This is a genomic window from Clostridium sp. AF17-21AC, assembly GCF_003461365.1.
GTDB lineage: Bacteria > Bacillota > Clostridia > Lachnospirales > Lachnospiraceae > Coprococcus > Coprococcus ammoniilyticus.
The window spans coordinates 252,106-268,367 of the sequence record NZ_QTWY01000002.1 but is presented as its reverse complement, the minus strand read 5'-3'; the positions used below and the strand labels follow the sequence as shown (position 1 = coordinate 268,367).

Sequence of the window (16,262 nt, the reverse complement as noted above, 5' to 3'; positions counted from 1 at the left end):
TTTTTGCAAAAAAGTTATGGTTGAATGGAAAAGCAAAAATGATATTCGATTTATACAGGCGGAACATTTCTGACTATAAGAAAGGAAGTCGTTTATATGGATCAGGAATTAAAAAGACAGGACCTCATTGTAGAAAATGGTCAGATCATCATAAATGGAAACAAAGAAAAATATAATATATTGTTACTTGATATCATTGGGGAGATTGAGGGACATGTCAGTCTGCCATCCGATACCAAGACTACAAAATATGAGCATGTATTGCCGGAGCTTGCGGTTGTTCAGGATGACGAAAGCATCAAAGGTATACTCGTATTATTAAATACAGTAGGCGGGGATGTAGAAGCAGGTCTTGCAATAGCAGAGATGCTGGCATCAATCAGCAAACCGGTTGTTACACTGGTGCTTGGAGGGAGTCATTCGATCGGCGTGCCGCTTGCGGTATCAGGTAATGTATCATTTATCGTACCGACAGCAACGATGGTTGTGCATCCTCTCAGAGTATCCGATACCGTGCTGGGTGTGAGACAAAATTACGAATATATCGAACGGATGCAGGATCGAATCATACAGTTTACGTCTTGTCATTCCAAGATCGGTGAAGATTCATTAAGATCGATCATGTTCAATACACAGGAATTATCCAAAGATATCGGTTCGGTTCTTGTTGGAAAAGAAGCGGTCGAATGCGGCATTATTGACAGGATCGGAGGAATATCGGCTGCATTAAACAAACTCTATGACTTGATAAATTGATGGAATGATAGTAAAATAGGCTGATGGTTCGTTTTTTTTTACGGCTATTGGCCGGTACATAGAAAAGCGGTATAGATAGAGAAAACAATAAAACAGTGCTGGTTATACAGCGGATTGGAGCAATTATGTCACTATTAGAATCAATCATTATGGGAATCATTCAGGGAGCAACCGAGTTTCTTCCCGTCAGCAGTTCAGGACATCTCGCAATCTTTAAGAACATGTTTCATGTAAATACAGATACAGGCATCATGTTTGATATCCTGCTTCATTTTGGCACACTGGTTGCCATCTTTATTGTGTATTGGAAGGATATTGTTGAACTGATCGTAGAAGGATTTACGATTATCGGTCTTGCCTGCTGCAATGTAGGGAGATTTTTTGCAAATCTGTTTTCCAAGGAGAAGAAACCATATCGTAAGATCATTGAAACGGAATACCGTAAATTCGTAATGCTTGTTATTTTATCAACACTTGTAACTATGGTGATCGCACTTCCGTTTGAAAGTAAGATTGAAAATGCCGGAAATACTTTATTAGTTCCGGGATTTTGTCTCTGTATCACATCTGTGATCTTATTTATTGCTGATCGTGTTCAGAAGGGTAATAAAGGACCTGCAGAGGCTACATATAAGAATTCGTTATTTATCGGTCTGGCTCAGGGTATTGCAACTCTTCCCGGTATTTCCAGATCGGGCTCTACGATCACAGCAGGTCTTGCATGTGGATTCAACAGAGAATTTGCAGTAAAATATTCATTCATCATGTCGATTCCGACAATCCTTGGGGCATGTATTCTTCAGATCCCGGATCTGGCAGGTGCAAGTCTTGCCGGATCAGAGATCCTGAATTATGTGATCGGTATGATCGTTGCGGGCATTGTAGGCTTTCTTTGTATCAAAGTGATGCTGAAATCAGTAAAGAACAATAAATTCAAGGGATATTCCATTTATTGTTTATGCGCAGGTGTGATATCTGTCATTTATTATTTTGTACGTTAATTTAAGTTAAGTAAGTGGGAGAAGAAAATGGCTGAAACCAGAAAGAAAAACGGGACGGCAAAACAGAACGGAACGGCCAGAGCCACCGGTGGAACCGGGAAAAATGGTACGGTGAAAAAAAATAGTACAGCTAAAAGGTCAAATACAGTATCGAACCCAAATACATCAAAAAAACAGATGGAACAACAGATAGAAGAAGATAACAGGGAAGTACGTCTGGAAGTAATCCTGTTAGTCATTCTTGCTTTTTCCATATTCTTGATGATCGCTAACTTTGGCAAATGTGGAAAGGTCGGCGATGCAATATCCGGTTTCCTGTTTGGTGTGATCGGATTTGCCGAATACATATTTCCGGTATATCTTTTTATATCATCGGCATTTATTATTTCCAATCTTGGTAATAAAAAGGTTAGAAATGAAGTAATCTATATCGGTGTGGTTCTGATTATCATATCGATGATCAGCCAGATGATCTTCACAACCGATTATTTATCTGTAAAACAGTTATATCTGGATGGATATAAGGAGCATATGGGCGGTGGAATTATCTGTGGCGGTCTGTTCTTTATCTTCCGGAATACGATCGGTATCGTGGGCGTAACACTGGTAATGATCCTTGGTGCGCTTGTTATGTTTGTCCTGATCACGGGAATCTCAGTGATCGATACATTTAAGAATCTGATCAACAGCTTTTACAGGGAAGAAGAATATGCAGAACCGGAGCAGGAGTGCAGACCGGTTAAAAAGAATAAGAAAAAGTCCGGAAAGTCCGGAAACAGCCAGGTAAGGCTTGAGAACCTGAAGGTCTATGAAAGCGGTGAAAAGCAAAAGGGCAAAGCGAAGGACTTCTTTGAGAATGAGGATGAGATCCATGAAATAAATGTACCGGATGACGATTTCCTTACATTTAATAATGATGTAGAGAAGATTGTACTTCATGATGAAAGAGAAGAACAGATACCAGTATCGTTTGCGAAGAAAACGTCGGTTACAAAGAGCAGGAGAAAATCAGAACCTGCTCCTGTAGAAACGGCAGCCGGTGTTTCGTTGGCAGTTCCTGTGGGTGATACACAGGAGATTCCTGTTCGGCAGACAAAAGACATCTTTGATGCAGAATTTGAGGATGAAGAAGATGTTCTTTCCGGTGCGATCAATGGAAATGAGCATCCGGAGGTTGTCAGTGTGATACCGGATGATTATGATCCGGATATGGATTCTGCGTTTTCCAGTGTGACAGGAAAGACAGCGAACTCTCAGACGGTGAAGAAGCCTGCACCGGCGGCAGACAAGCCCGGACAGAAGAACTATAAAGAGGGGGCAAAGTATAAATTTCCGGGACCCAATCTTCTGGCACAGCCGCCGAAGAATCACAATGCGAACCGGGATGCACAGGTACGCTCTACAGCGATCAAGTTGAAGAATACATTGGAAAACTTTGGTGTTAATGTTACGATCACAAATTATAGCTGCGGACCGGCGGTTACCCGGTTTGAAATGCAGCCGGAGCAGGGCGTGAAGGTCAGTAAGATCCTTGGTCTTGCCGATGATATCAAGTTAAATCTTGCAGCCGCGGATATTCGTATCGAAGCTCCGATCCCCGGCAAGGCAGCGATCGGAATCGAAGTACCAAACAAAGAAAATTCAATTGTTGCATTTCGCGAACTGGTGGAATCGGATAATTTCAAGAATTCCAAATCCAAGATCGCATTTGCAGTCGGTAAAGATATCAGTGGACAGGTTATTGTTACGGATATAGCCAAGATGCCGCATCTGCTGATCGCCGGCGCCACAGGCTCCGGTAAGTCGGTCTGTATCAATACGCTGATAATGAGTATCTTATATAAGGCAAAACCGGAAGAAGTAAAACTGATCATGATCGATCCGAAGATGGTAGAGCTTGCCTGTTATAATGGCATTCCACATCTGCTGATCCCGGTTGTAACCGATCCGAAGAAGGCATCCGGTGCACTGAACTGGGCGGTAGAGGAAATGACCAGAAGATATCAGATGTTTGCAGAATGTGGAGTCAGAAATATACAGGGATATAATGACAAAGTAGAACAGGCACTTGCTTCCGGATCAGTAGATGATGAGAAGCTAAAGAAAATGCCGACGATCGTTGTGATTGTGGACGAGCTTGCCGACCTGATGATGGTTGCTCACGGAGAAGTGGAAGACGCGATTGTCCGTTTGTCACAGCTTGCCAGAGCAGCAGGTATCCATCTGGTTATAGCAACTCAGCGTCCATCGGTAGATGTTATTACCGGTCTGATCAAGGCAAATGTTCCATCGAGAATTGCATTCGCTGTATCATCCGGTGTAGATTCCAGAACCATCTTAGATATGAATGGTGCAGAGAAGCTTCTCGGTAAGGGTGATATGTTATTTTATCCGACCGGTTATCCAAAACCGGTTCGTGTACAGGGAGCTTTTGTTTCTGATGAAGAAGTGTCAGCCGTTGTGGAGTATCTGAAGAAACAGAACGGTGTCGGAACGTATGATGATGATATATCTAAGTCTATTACACAGACCGGAGCGGCCGGTGCACCCGGTATGAGCGGTGGAAGTGATAAGGATGATTATTTTGTAGAAGCCGGACGCTTTATCATTGATAAAGAAAAGGCCTCGATCGGAATGCTGCAGCGTGCGTTTAAGATCGGCTTTAACCGTGCGGCACGTATCATGGATCAGCTTGCAGGTGCCGGGGTTGTAGGTCCGGAGGAAGGCACAAAGGCAAGAAAGATACTTATGACGCAGGAAGAATTTGACGAATATATAGATAATAATTTATAATACAGATTCAAATGATATTTATACAGGGAAAATGCCGGTGAAGGGATATAGCGTGCATAGGCAGATTTTACCTGCTATAGGATAAAATTACACTCAGGGAGGACATATTAAATGTTAAACGACATCGAAATTGCACAGCAGGCAGAGATGAAGAATATAAAGGAGGTTGCAGCAAAGCTTGACATCAAAGAAGATGATATCGAGATGTATGGCAAATATAAAGCAAAGTTGTCAGATGAGCTGATCGCTTCCGTACAGAAAAATAAGAATGGTAAGCTGATCTTAGTTACAGCGATCAATCCGACTCCTGCAGGAGAGGGCAAGACAACGATTACAGTCGGACTTGGTGAAGCTATGGGCAGACTGAACAAGAAAGCGGTTATCGCACTTCGTGAACCATCACTTGGTCCGTGCTTTGGTATCAAAGGCGGTGCTGCCGGCGGCGGATATGCACAGGTAGTACCGATGGAGGATCTGAATCTTCATTTTACTGGTGATTTCCATGCAATCACATCTGCAAACAATCTGCTTGCAGCAATGATGGATAACCATATTCATCAGGGAAATGCACTCGGCATTGATGTGAACCGTATCGTATTTAAAAGATGTATGGATATGAATGACCGCGCGCTGCGTCATACCGTGATCGGACTTGGAAAGCGTGTAGATGGTGTGCCAAGAGAAGATGGCTTCGTGATCACGGTTGCATCAGAGATCATGGCGATCCTTTGTCTGGCAGCGGATTTCAATGACCTGAAGGAAAGACTTGGCAGGATCATTGTTGCTTATAATTATCAGAACGAGCCTGTAACAGCAAAGGATCTGAAAGCGGTTGGTGCTATGGCTGCACTCTTAAAGGATGCAATCAAGCCGAATATGATCCAGACGTTGGAGCATACACCTGCACTTGTGCATGGTGGACCATTTGCAAATATCGCACATGGCTGTAACAGTGTAATCGCAACAAAGACAGCATTAAAGCTGGCAGACTATGTAATTACAGAGGCTGGATTCGGAGCAGATCTTGGTGCAGAGAAGTTTTTTGATATCAAGTGCCGTATGAATGGACTGAAGCCGGATGCAGTTGTTCTGGTTGCGACCGTAAAGGCATTGAAGTACAACGGCGGTTTACCGAAGACAGAGCTTGGTCAGGAGAATCTGGAAGCATTAAAGAAAGGTATCGTAAACCTTGAAAAGCACATCGAGAATCTTCAGAAGTATCAGGTTCCTGTTGTCGTTACTTTAAACCGTTTCATCACAGACACAGATGCGGAACTTGCGTTTGTGGAGAAATTCTGTAAAGACAGAAGCTGTGATTTCGCTCTTGCAAATGTATGGGAAAAAGGCGGCGAAGGCGGTATCGAGCTTGCAAATGCAGTATTAAATACACTTGAGAACAAAAAGAGTGATTTTAAAGTATTATATAAAGATGAGCTGTCAATTAAAGAAAAGATCTCATGCATTGCAACAGAGATCTATGGTGCAGCAAATGTAACATACAGTCCGGAAGCAGATCGTGCGATCGCTAAGATTGAAGAGATGGGATTTGGAAACTTCCCTGTATGTATGGCAAAGAATCAGTATTCACTTTCGGATGATCCAAAGAAGCTTGGAAGACCGGAAGGATTTGATATTAATATCCGTGAAGTATATGTCAGTGCAGGTGCCGGCTTTGTGGTCGCAATCACAGGTACGATCATGACAATGCCTGGTCTGCCTAAGGTGCCGGCTGCTGAAAATATCAGTGTAAATGATGATGGTGTAATTTGCGGATTATTCTAAGGAGGAATAAATCAAATATGGCTCAACTGATTGATGGAAAAGCAATATCAAAACAGATAAAAGATGAATTAAAGGAACAGGTTGCAGAGCTTTCGGCAAAAGGTGTAAAGATCTGTCTGGCAGTTATCCAGGTAGGAAATGATCCGGCATCTTCCGTATATGTCGGCAATAAGAAAAAGGCATGTGCCTATATCGGCATTGATTCTTTGTCTTATGAGCTTCCGGAAGAGACAACGGAGGAAGAACTGTTAGAACTGATCGATAAATTGAATAAGGACGATGCTGTAAATGGAATTCTGGTACAGCTTCCGGTTCCAAAACATATCGATGAGGACAAGATCATTAAAGCAATCTCACCATTAAAGGATGTTGATGGCTTCCATCCGATGAGCGTTGGAGCATTAAGTATCGGTCAGCCTGGATTTGTATCCTGTACACCGGCTGGTGTGATCCAGCTCTTAAAGCGTTCCGGAATCGTGATCGCAGGAAAAGAATGTGTCGTGATCGGCAGAAGCAATATCGTAGGCAAACCGATGGCTATGCTGTTATTACGCGAGAATGGAACGGTTACGATCTGTCATTCAAAGACAAAGGATCTGAAAGAGGTATGTAAGCGTGCAGATATTCTTGTAGTTGCGATCGGCAGACCGAAGATGATCGATGCATCCTATATCAAAGAGGGCGCAACCGTGATCGATGTCGGAATACACAGAGATGAGAATAACAAATTATGTGGCGATGTTGATTTTGAATCAGCAAGCAAGGTTGCAGGAGCAATTACTCCTGTACCGGGTGGAGTTGGTCCTATGACGATCGCAATGCTTATGCATAACTGTGTAGATTCGATCAATATAAAATAACCTGAGGAAAGAACATATATGAAAGTATTGATGGTATCATTGGGCTGCGATAAGAACCTTGTGGACAGTGAGGTAATGCTCGGACTTCTGCATAAGGCAGGACATGAGATCACAAATGATGAACATGAGGCAGAGGCAGTTGTTATCAATACCTGTGCATTTATCAAAGATGCGCAGGAAGAAAGTATTAATACGATAATAGAATACGGAGAGCTGAAGAAGACAGGATCATTAAAGAAGCTGATCGTTACCGGCTGCCTGTCACAGCGATATAAAGATGATATCCTTGCAGAACTGCCGGAGATCGATACGATCGTCGGAGCTGCAAATTATGACGCGATCGTAGATGCGATCAGTTCCGATGAGGAACATTCCTTTGTTACGGATATTAATTATATGCCGGAGGCAGTTGGCGGACGTATCGTTACGACCGGCGCTTCTATGGCATATCTGAAGATCGCAGAGGGTTGCGGAAAAATGTGTACTTACTGTGCAATCCCATATATCAGAGGAAAATACAGAAGTATTCCGATGGAACAGCTTCTGGCATCTGCAAAAGAGCTTGCTGCACAGGGAGTAAAAGAACTGATCCTTGTTGCACAGGAAACAACACTCTATGGAGTGGATTTGTATGGTGAAAAGACACTTTCAAAATTATTACATGAACTCTGCAAGATCGAGGAAATCAAGTGGATACGTTTGATGTACTGCTATCCGGAGGAGATCACAGACGAGCTGATCGATACGATCGCAGAGGAAGAAAAGGTCTGTCATTATCTCGATATACCGATCCAACATTCAGAAGATTCTGTATTGCGACACATGGGAAGACGTACCTGTAAAAAGGATATTGTGGAATTGATTGCAAAGCTTCGGATCCGGATTCCTGATATCGCAATCCGTACGACACTGATTGCTGGTTTCCCGGGTGAGACAGAAGCAGATCATGAGGCGCTTATGGAATTCGTGAATGAGTCAGAATTTGACCGCCTGGGTGTGTTTACATATTCACCGGAGGAAGGAACACCTGCCGCATCATTTCCGGATCAGATTGAAAATGAGGTTGCAGAAAAATGGCGGGATGATATAATGGCATTGCAGCAGGAAGTATCATATGACAAGAACCAAGAGCTGCTTGGCAAGACTCTTACAGTACTGATCGAAGGTTATGTTGCGGAAGATGATGTATATGTCGGAAGAACCTACAGGGATGCGCCCGATGTAGATGGTATGGTATTTGTTGATGCACCATATGAGCTGATGTCCGGTACCTTTGTACAGGTTCGGATTACAGATGCGAATGAATATGATCTGACAGGGGAGATGATAGAATGAATTTACCAAACAAATTAACAATATTGAGAGTTATAATGATTCCATTTTTTGTTGTGTTTATGTATCTTGATTTTGCAGCAGCCAAATGGATTGCGCTTGGTATCTTTATCGCTGCAGCGATCACGGATACATTAGATGGACAGATCGCAAGAAGATGTAATCTGGTCACAACATTTGGAAAATTCATGGATCCGTTAGCAGACAAACTTCTGGTATGTTCTGCGATGATTGCATTAGTTGATCAGGGACGGATTCCTGCATGGATCGTTATTATCATCATTGCGAGAGAATTTATCATTAGCGGATTCCGGCTGATCGCAGCAGAAAAGGGTGTTGTTATTGCGGCTGGTATCTGGGGCAAATTAAAGACTGTTGTCCAGATGGTCATGGTTTGTTTTCTAATCGGTAATCTTGGAGGGAAAGTGATATTTGTGATTGAACAGGTGCTGATTTATGCTGCACTTGTATTAACGATCATTTCACTGATTGATTATCTGATATCAAACAAAAATGTCCTGAAGGATTAATATAAAATTAAAGGCTGTATAGTTATGAACAACTAACTACAAAACAGACAATTATGGGGAAAATGGGGTATTTTCTGACAATTACTTCCACTTTCCCCTTTTGTTTTTTAAGTAAAAATAGTAGGGATGTTCGATTGTTAAAAAGTGCTGAAAAAACTGTGTCGTAATGATAATTTTACTTGAAATAAATTCGTAAAGGCTTTACAATAAAATCGGCATAAATTTGGAATTACTTTTATGTAACTCCTAAAAATAAATTTAATGGAGGGCTAGAAATGAGCAACAAACTCACCCTGTCAGCAAGCGATAGAATTAATGCATTGCTTGATGACGCAAGTTTTGTTGAAATCGGTGCTTATGTGAAAGCAAGAAATACTGATTTTAACATTCAGGATAAGGATACTCCAAAAGATGGTGTTATCACCGGATATGGTGTTATCAATGGCAATTTAGTGTATGTATACAGTCAGGACGCTAAAGTTTTAGGCGGTTCCGTTGGTGAGATGCATGCCAAGAAGATTGCAAAAATTTATGACATGGCTATGAAGATGGGCGCACCTGTCATCGGAATGATCGACTGTGCAGGACTCAGACTGCAGGAAGCTACAGATGCACTGAATGCATTTGGCGAAGTATATGGCAAGCAGGTTATGGCTTCAGGTGTTATTCCTCAGATCACAGCTGTTTTTGGTGCATGTGGCGGCGGCGCTTCCCTTGTTCCATCATTATCTGATTTCACTTTCATGACAAAGGAAGGTGCAAAGTTATTTGTAAATTCTCCAAATGCCTTAGCAGAGAACAATATTACAAAGCTGGATACTTCCGCTGCTGAATATGTAAGCGAGAATACAGCAAATGTTGATGGTGTATTTGAAACAGAAGAAGAATTACTTGGTATGATCCGTGCACTGGTTGAAGTTCTTCCAAGCTGCAATTTGGACGACAAGGAAGCTTCTGCAAATGACAATCCAAACAGAATTATCCCAAATCTTGATTCATACAAGAATGATCCAAGAGCAGTGATTCAGAATATCGCTGATGATTCTCTTGTACTTGAGATGAAGAAGGAATATGCAGGAGATGTTGTTACAGCCCTGATCCGTATGGATGGTATCACAGTTGGCTGTGTTGGTAATCAGGAAGATACGATCACAACAGCAGGTGCATATAAGGCAGAAGAATTTGTAGATTTCTGTGATGCATTTAACATTCCTGTTCTTACACTTGTAAATGTAACAGGCTTTGCTGCAACAGTTGAAGAAGAGAAGACAATCTCAAAGGCTCTTGCAAAGCTTACAAATGCATATGCAGATGCAACCGTTCCAAAGGTTACAGTTGTTATGGACAAGGCTTATGGAACAGCATATACAGTTATGAACTCCAAGGCAATCGGAGCAGATATGGTATACGCATGGCCGGATGCAGTGATCGGTACTATGGATCCTGAGATGGCAGTTAAGATTATGTATGAAGATGAGCTTGCAGCAGCAGATGACAAGCTTGCATTCATCAAGGAAAAGAAAGCAGAATATGTTGCAGCTCTTTCAGGAGCAGCTTCAGCAGCATCCAGAGGATATATTGATGATATCATCGAGCCTGATGCTACAAGAAAGAGAGTGATCGCAGCGATCCAGATGCTCCTTTCAAAGGAAGAGATGAGACCTTATAAGAAGCACAGTACTATATAAAAGGAGTGACAACTAAATGAAGAAAAAATTATTATTAATAGTTTCTATGTTAGCTGTTACTTTTATGTTTGCCGGATGTAGTGCTTCTGATGATAACGGAGTAAAATTTGCTTATAACGATCAGGAGATCGCTCAGGTAGCAAAAGATGCCTGTGAGACATATCAGAAATATGCAAGCGCAGATGAGACCTACAACTATGTTGTAGAAGCAGGCTCTGATGCAGGAATTTCTGAGAATGAGATTGAAGCAGTTAAGTCTTTCCGTAATATCGGAGATGAGTGCGGTGAGTTTAAAGATTTCACAGGTGAATACAAGATTGCAGAAACAGAAGGAAATGTAATCGTTACTCTTTATGCTGACTGTACAGAAAAAGAAGCGTTGATCAAGGTAACATTTGTAGACAACAGTGCAACATATAACTTACAGAGATATCAGTTAATGAATCAGTATGGTTACAGTGAAGAGCAGGCTGATGAAGCCCTTTCTTCACAGGGTATGTACCCATATAAGTCAACTGATGTTGAGATTGCAGCAAACATGACATTTGAAGATAAGATGAAGGCAGCCGGAACCAACACCCTGATCGGTATGGCAACTGTATTCTGTGTTCTTATCTTTATATCATTTATCATCTATCTGTTAAAATTTGTTCCTGGCTTCTTTGATAAAGAAGCAAAAGCAGTCAAGAAGGCAGCTAAAAAAGCAGCAGAAGCAGCTAAGACAGAGCCTGTTGCTGAGACAAAGGCAGAAGATGCAGGATCTGCACCGGCAGGACAGATTGTTGACATCGTTAAGACAGAAACAGGTGAAAGCGTAATGAATGATTCTGAACTGGTTGCAGTTATCACAGCCGCAGTTGCTGCTGCATCAGCAGGACAGAATGCATATACAACGTATCCAAGCAAAGATAAGCTTGTGACACGTCCGATCAGACGTATTAAGAGATAATAATAGGAGGATATATCGATGAAGAATTATAGAATTACAGTAAATGGTACATCATATGATGTTTCAGTTGAAGAATTAGCAGGTGGCGTTGCCCCTGTAGCAGCACCAGTTGCAGCAGCTCCTGTAGCTGCACCGGCACCAGCGGCAGCACCGGCACCAGCACCGGCAGCTAAGTCAGCAGGCGCAGGTTCCATTAAGGTTGCTTCTCCGATGCCTGGCAAGATCCTTGATGTTAAGGCAAATGTTGGTGATGCAGTTAAGAAGGGACAGGTTATTCTGATCCTTGAAGCTATGAAGATGGAAAACGAAGTTGTTGCTCCGGAAGATGGTACAGTAGCAAGCATCGACGTTGCATCAGGTGCAACTGTTGAAGCAGGAGATACATTAGCAACTCTGAACTAATGCTGTACTTGTATAAATCTGATAGGAGGAACGACTAAATGAGTAGTATAGTTGACGTATTGTCAAATTTAGCAAATCAGACAGGTTTTGCAAGTCTTGACTGGAAAAATTACGTTATGATCCTTGTAGCGTTCGTTTTCATGTTCCTTGCAATTAAGTTTGGTTTTGAGCCACTTCTTCTGGTACCAATCTCATTTGGTATGTTACTTGTTAACATGTTTCCAGATATAATGGCAGAAGGCGGATTATTACATTACTTCTACATGTTGGATGAATGGAGTATTCTTCCTTCACTGATCTTCATGGGTGTAGGTGCCATGACAGATTTTGGCCCGTTAATCGCAAACCCTGCAAGCTTTCTTCTTGGAGCTGCAGCACAGTTCGGTATCTACGGCGCATATTTCCTTGCTTTCCTGATGGGATTCAATGGTAAGGAAGCAGCAGCTATTTCTATTATCGGTGGTGCAGATGGTCCTACATCTATCTTCCTTGCCGGTAAACTTGGAATGGGTGGTACATTACTTGGACCAATCGCAGTAGCAGCATATTCTTATATGTCACTGGTTCCGATCATCCAGCCACCTATTATGAAAGCACTTACAACAAAGAAAGAGCGTCTGGTCAGAATGCCACAGCTTCGTCCTGTAACCAAGCTGGAAAAGATTCTTTTCCCAATTATCGTTACAGTCGTAGTTGTTCTGATCCTTCCTACAACAGCACCACTGGTTGGTATGCTGATGTTAGGTAACCTGTTCCGTGAGTGTGGTGTTGTAAAACAGCTTACAGAGACAGCATCCAATGCTATGATGTATATCGTAGTTATCTTACTTGGTACATCTGTTGGTGCAAGTACAAGTGCAGAAGCTTTCTTAAAGATCAGTACTTTAAAGATCGTATTACTTGGTCTGATCGCATTTGCATTCGGTACAGCAGCCGGTGTATTATTTGGTAAGTTAATGTGTCTGGTAACAAAGGGTAAGGTTAATCCGCTGATCGGTTCAGCCGGTGTATCTGCCGTACCTATGGCAGCCAGAGTTTCTCAGAAGGTAGGTTCCCAGTATGATCCTACGAACTTCCTTCTGATGAATGCAATGGGACCAAATGTTGCAGGTGTTATCGGTACAGCAGTTGCAGCAGGAACATTCCTTGCAATCTTTAATGTACAGTAATGATCATAATCATATGAGAATATATTCAGGAGGTTCGAAATGGCAGAAAAGAAACCGGTTAAGATTACCGAAACTGTATTACGTGATGCGCATCAGTCACTGATCGCTACCCGTATGACAACAGAACAGATGCTTCCAATCATCGATAAGATGGATAAGGTTGGATATCATTCTGTTGAGTGCTGGGGTGGTGCTACATTCGATGCATGTCTCAGATTCCTTAAGGAAGATCCATGGGAGAGACTTAGAAAATTAAGAGATGGTTTTAAGAATACAAAGCTTCAGATGTTATTCAGAGGCCAGAACATTCTTGGTTACCGTCATTATGCAGATGATGTGGTTGAGTATTTTGTTCAGAAGTCAATTGCAAATGGTATTGATATTATCAGAATTTTCGACTGCTTAAATGATATCAGAAACCTTGAAACTGCTGTTAAGGCATGTAACAAGGAAAAAGGTCATGCACAGGTTGCACTTTCCTATACATTAGGTGATGCTTATACACTTGATTACTGGAAAGATATGGCTAAGAGAATTGAGGATATGGGTGCAGATTCTATCTGTATCAAGGATATGGCAGGCCTTCTTGTTCCATATAAGGCAACCGAGCTTGTTCAGGCATTAAAGGAAGGTTCTTCCCTTCCAATCCAGCTTCACACACACTATACATCAGGTGTAGCTTCCATGACATACATGAAGGCTGTTGAAGCAGGATGTGATATCATTGATACAGCAATTTCACCATTAGCACTTGGTACAAGCCAGCCTGCAACAGAAGTTATGGCTAAGACATTTGAAGGTACACCATATGATCCTGGATTTGATCAGAACCTTCTCGCTGAGATCGCTGATTACTTCAGACCATTAAGAGAAGAGTGGATTAAGTCTGGTCTTCTGAATCCAAAGGTTCTTGGTGTTAATGTTAAGACATTATTATATCAGGTACCAGGTGGTATGTTATCAAACCTTGTATCACAGTTAAAGGAAATGAACGCAGAAGACAAGTTTGAACAGGTTCTGGAAGAAGTTCCTAGAGTTCGTAAAGACTTCGGTGAACCACCTCTTGTTACACCATCCAGTCAGATCGTTGGTACTCAGGCTGTATTAAATGTTGTTACAGGCGAGAGATACAAGATGTGTACAAAGGAAGCAAAGGCACTTGTTGCTGGTGAGTATGGTCAGTCTGTAAAGCCGGTTGATCCAGAAGTTAGAAAGAAAGTAATCGGTGATCAGGAGCCTATCACATGTCGTCCTGCTGATCTTCTTGAAAATGAGCTTGGTAAGATCGAGAAAGAAATGATCCAGTACAAGGAACAGGATGAAGATGTATTAACATATGCATTGTTCCCACAGGTTGCTGTTGATTTCTTCAAGTTAAGAGAAGCAAAGAAGACAAAGGTTGATGCAACACTTGTAAACAAAGAGGATAAGGCATATCCGGTATAAGATTATAAAGTGTTATGTCGTTTGAAAAATGACATATGCAGGTATACTATGGGAAGAGCAGACTGGTGGTATCCGGTCTGTATCTTCCCATGTTTATATCATGAATTTTGTTATCTGTCAGATATAGCAGAGGCAGGGGATTGTTTTGAGTAGAGGTCTAGAGAAATATCATGAATAAGAAGAAATATGTGAACCGGAATTATCTTACAACAACGAGAATTATAGCACTGGGCTTTCTGATTACAGTTATTGTAGGAACGATATTATTATCATTGCCGATTGCATCTGCAAACGGAACATGGACAGATCTTCTGACGGCTGCTTTTACATCGACGACATCCGTATGTGTGACAGGTCTGGTAGTCGTTGATACATTTTCCTATTGGAGTTTGTTTGGCAAAGGTGTGATTTTAATTTTGATCCAGATCGGCGGACTCGGAATCGTTTCGATCATCACACTGTTTATGTTGTTATTAAGAATGAAGATAACCTTGAAAAGTACAATGCTGTTGCAGGATGCATTTAACCTGAACAGCAAGCAGGGACTTTTGAAGTTTACGATAAAAGTAATAAAAGGAACATTTCTGATCGAAGGGATCGGAGCACTTATTTACAGTTTTTATTATTGCAGAGAATACGGATTTTTAAAGGGAATCTGGTTTTCGGTATTTCATGCTGTTTCAGCATTTTGTAATGCCGGTATCGACATTATGGGTGCGGACAGTCTGATTTCATATCATTCCAATCTTTTGATGATGCTGAATACGTCGTTTCTGATCATTATGGGCGGAATCGGATTTATTGTATGGTGGGATACGGTTGAAGCGTTTCGAAGAATCCGTACAAAGAGATGCAGTATCCGGTCGGCATGGAATGGCGTTCATTTGCAGACGAAGATCGCGATTTTTATGACATTGCTGTTATTGATCGGCGGTACAATTGTTATCTATTTCCTTGAACGTTCCAATCCGGACACTCTTGGTAATTTATCCGAAAAAGACCGGATATTAAATGCTTTTTTTCAGTCGGTAACATTCCGTACGGCGGGATTTGCGGCAGTATCTCAGGTGGCGCTTCGACCGGTGACAGCTTTCTTTGGAGTGCTTCTTATGATGATTGGCGGTTCTCCGGTTGGAACGGCAGGAGGAATGAAGACCGTAACCATCGCAGTTATTTTCTATACCTTTGCTGCCATGATCAGAAACCATGAGGATACAGAGGTTTTCAAGAGAAGCATTCCGGTATCCGTTGTAAAAAAAGCAGTTGCAATTGTATTCTTAAGTATGAGTACGATATTTATTATGACGATATTATTGCTGGCTACAAATGATGTGAATCTGCTGGATGCTCTGTATGAAGTGGCAAGTGCCGTCTGCACAGTTGGCTTATCCAGAAATCTGACTCCTGTTTTGAACACGGCAGGAAAGATCATTATTATAATCTGTATGTATATTGGACGAGTTGGACCGATATCTATGGTGGTAGCATTTAATACACAAAACGGAAAACATCGGCTTCTTCATTATCCGGAAGAAGATGTGATCGTTGGATAAG

At 41.8% G+C, this 16,262-nt stretch carries 13 protein-coding genes; all 13 read left to right on the top strand.

Annotated elements, in window-relative coordinates; all coding sequences use genetic code 11:
- Nucleotides 1-96 precede the first annotated feature (96 nt).
- The 13 genes from DWW85_RS04165 to DWW85_RS04105 all read left to right on the top strand — a co-directional run bounded on the left by DWW85_RS04165 (nt 97) and on the right by DWW85_RS04105 (nt 16,261).
- Nucleotides 97-756, top strand: a complete 660-nt coding sequence (locus tag DWW85_RS04165; protein ID WP_117807606.1) for an ATP-dependent Clp protease proteolytic subunit — start codon at nt 97-99, stop codon at nt 754-756.
- A gap of 125 nt (nt 757-881) precedes the next feature.
- Nucleotides 882-1,757 carry an undecaprenyl-diphosphate phosphatase gene (locus tag DWW85_RS04160; RefSeq protein WP_117807605.1) on the top strand — a complete coding sequence of 292 codons (876 nt, stop codon included), beginning with the start codon at nt 882-884 and terminating at the stop codon, nt 1,755-1,757.
- A gap of 27 nt (nt 1,758-1,784) precedes the next feature.
- Nucleotides 1,785-4,550 (top strand): DNA translocase FtsK, encoded by a 2,766-nt coding sequence (locus DWW85_RS04155; RefSeq protein ID WP_181983902.1) that lies wholly within the window; start codon nt 1,785-1,787, stop codon nt 4,548-4,550.
- 111 nt (nt 4,551-4,661) lie between these two features.
- The gene (locus DWW85_RS04150; RefSeq protein ID WP_117807604.1) at nt 4,662-6,332 is read left to right on the top strand and encodes a formate--tetrahydrofolate ligase; all 1,671 of its coding nucleotides are present in this window, start codon (nt 4,662-4,664) and stop codon (nt 6,330-6,332) included.
- 17 nt (nt 6,333-6,349) lie between these two features.
- Nucleotides 6,350-7,192 (top strand): bifunctional methylenetetrahydrofolate dehydrogenase/methenyltetrahydrofolate cyclohydrolase FolD, encoded by an 843-nt coding sequence (gene folD / locus DWW85_RS04145; protein WP_117807603.1) that lies wholly within the window; start codon nt 6,350-6,352, stop codon nt 7,190-7,192.
- 18 nt (nt 7,193-7,210) lie between these two features.
- A complete protein-coding gene (rimO, locus tag DWW85_RS04140; RefSeq protein ID WP_117807602.1) occupies nt 7,211-8,527 on the top strand; it encodes a 30S ribosomal protein S12 methylthiotransferase RimO in 1,317 nt (438 codons plus the stop codon).
- Entirely contained in the window at nt 8,524-9,054 is a 531-nt protein-coding gene (gene pgsA, locus DWW85_RS04135; RefSeq protein ID WP_117807601.1) for a CDP-diacylglycerol--glycerol-3-phosphate 3-phosphatidyltransferase, read from the top strand. Before rimO ends, pgsA begins: the two co-directional genes overlap by 4 nt.
- 275 nt (nt 9,055-9,329) lie before the next feature.
- Entirely contained in the window at nt 9,330-10,742 is a 1,413-nt protein-coding gene (locus tag DWW85_RS04130; RefSeq protein ID WP_117807600.1) for a carboxyl transferase domain-containing protein, read from the top strand.
- 16 nt (nt 10,743-10,758) lie between these two features.
- Nucleotides 10,759-11,691: an OadG family protein gene (locus tag DWW85_RS04125; protein WP_117807599.1), complete on the top strand. Its 933-nt coding sequence runs from the start codon at nt 10,759-10,761 to the stop codon at nt 11,689-11,691.
- A gap of 18 nt (nt 11,692-11,709) precedes the next feature.
- Nucleotides 11,710-12,093 (top strand): biotin/lipoyl-containing protein, encoded by a 384-nt coding sequence (locus tag DWW85_RS04120; protein ID WP_008400765.1) that lies wholly within the window; start codon nt 11,710-11,712, stop codon nt 12,091-12,093.
- A 38-nt stretch (nt 12,094-12,131) separates the two neighbouring features.
- On the top strand, nt 12,132-13,262 hold the full coding sequence (locus tag DWW85_RS04115) for a sodium ion-translocating decarboxylase subunit beta (RefSeq protein WP_008400766.1): 1,131 nt from the start codon (nt 12,132-12,134) through the stop codon (nt 13,260-13,262).
- A 39-nt stretch (nt 13,263-13,301) separates the two neighbouring features.
- Entirely contained in the window at nt 13,302-14,708 is a 1,407-nt protein-coding gene (locus tag DWW85_RS04110) for an oxaloacetate decarboxylase subunit alpha (RefSeq protein WP_008400767.1), read from the top strand.
- 170 nt (nt 14,709-14,878) lie between these two features.
- Nucleotides 14,879-16,261: a potassium transporter TrkG gene (locus tag DWW85_RS04105; RefSeq protein ID WP_021943811.1), complete on the top strand. Its 1,383-nt coding sequence runs from the start codon at nt 14,879-14,881 to the stop codon at nt 16,259-16,261.
- Nucleotide 16,262 lies beyond the last annotated feature (1 nt).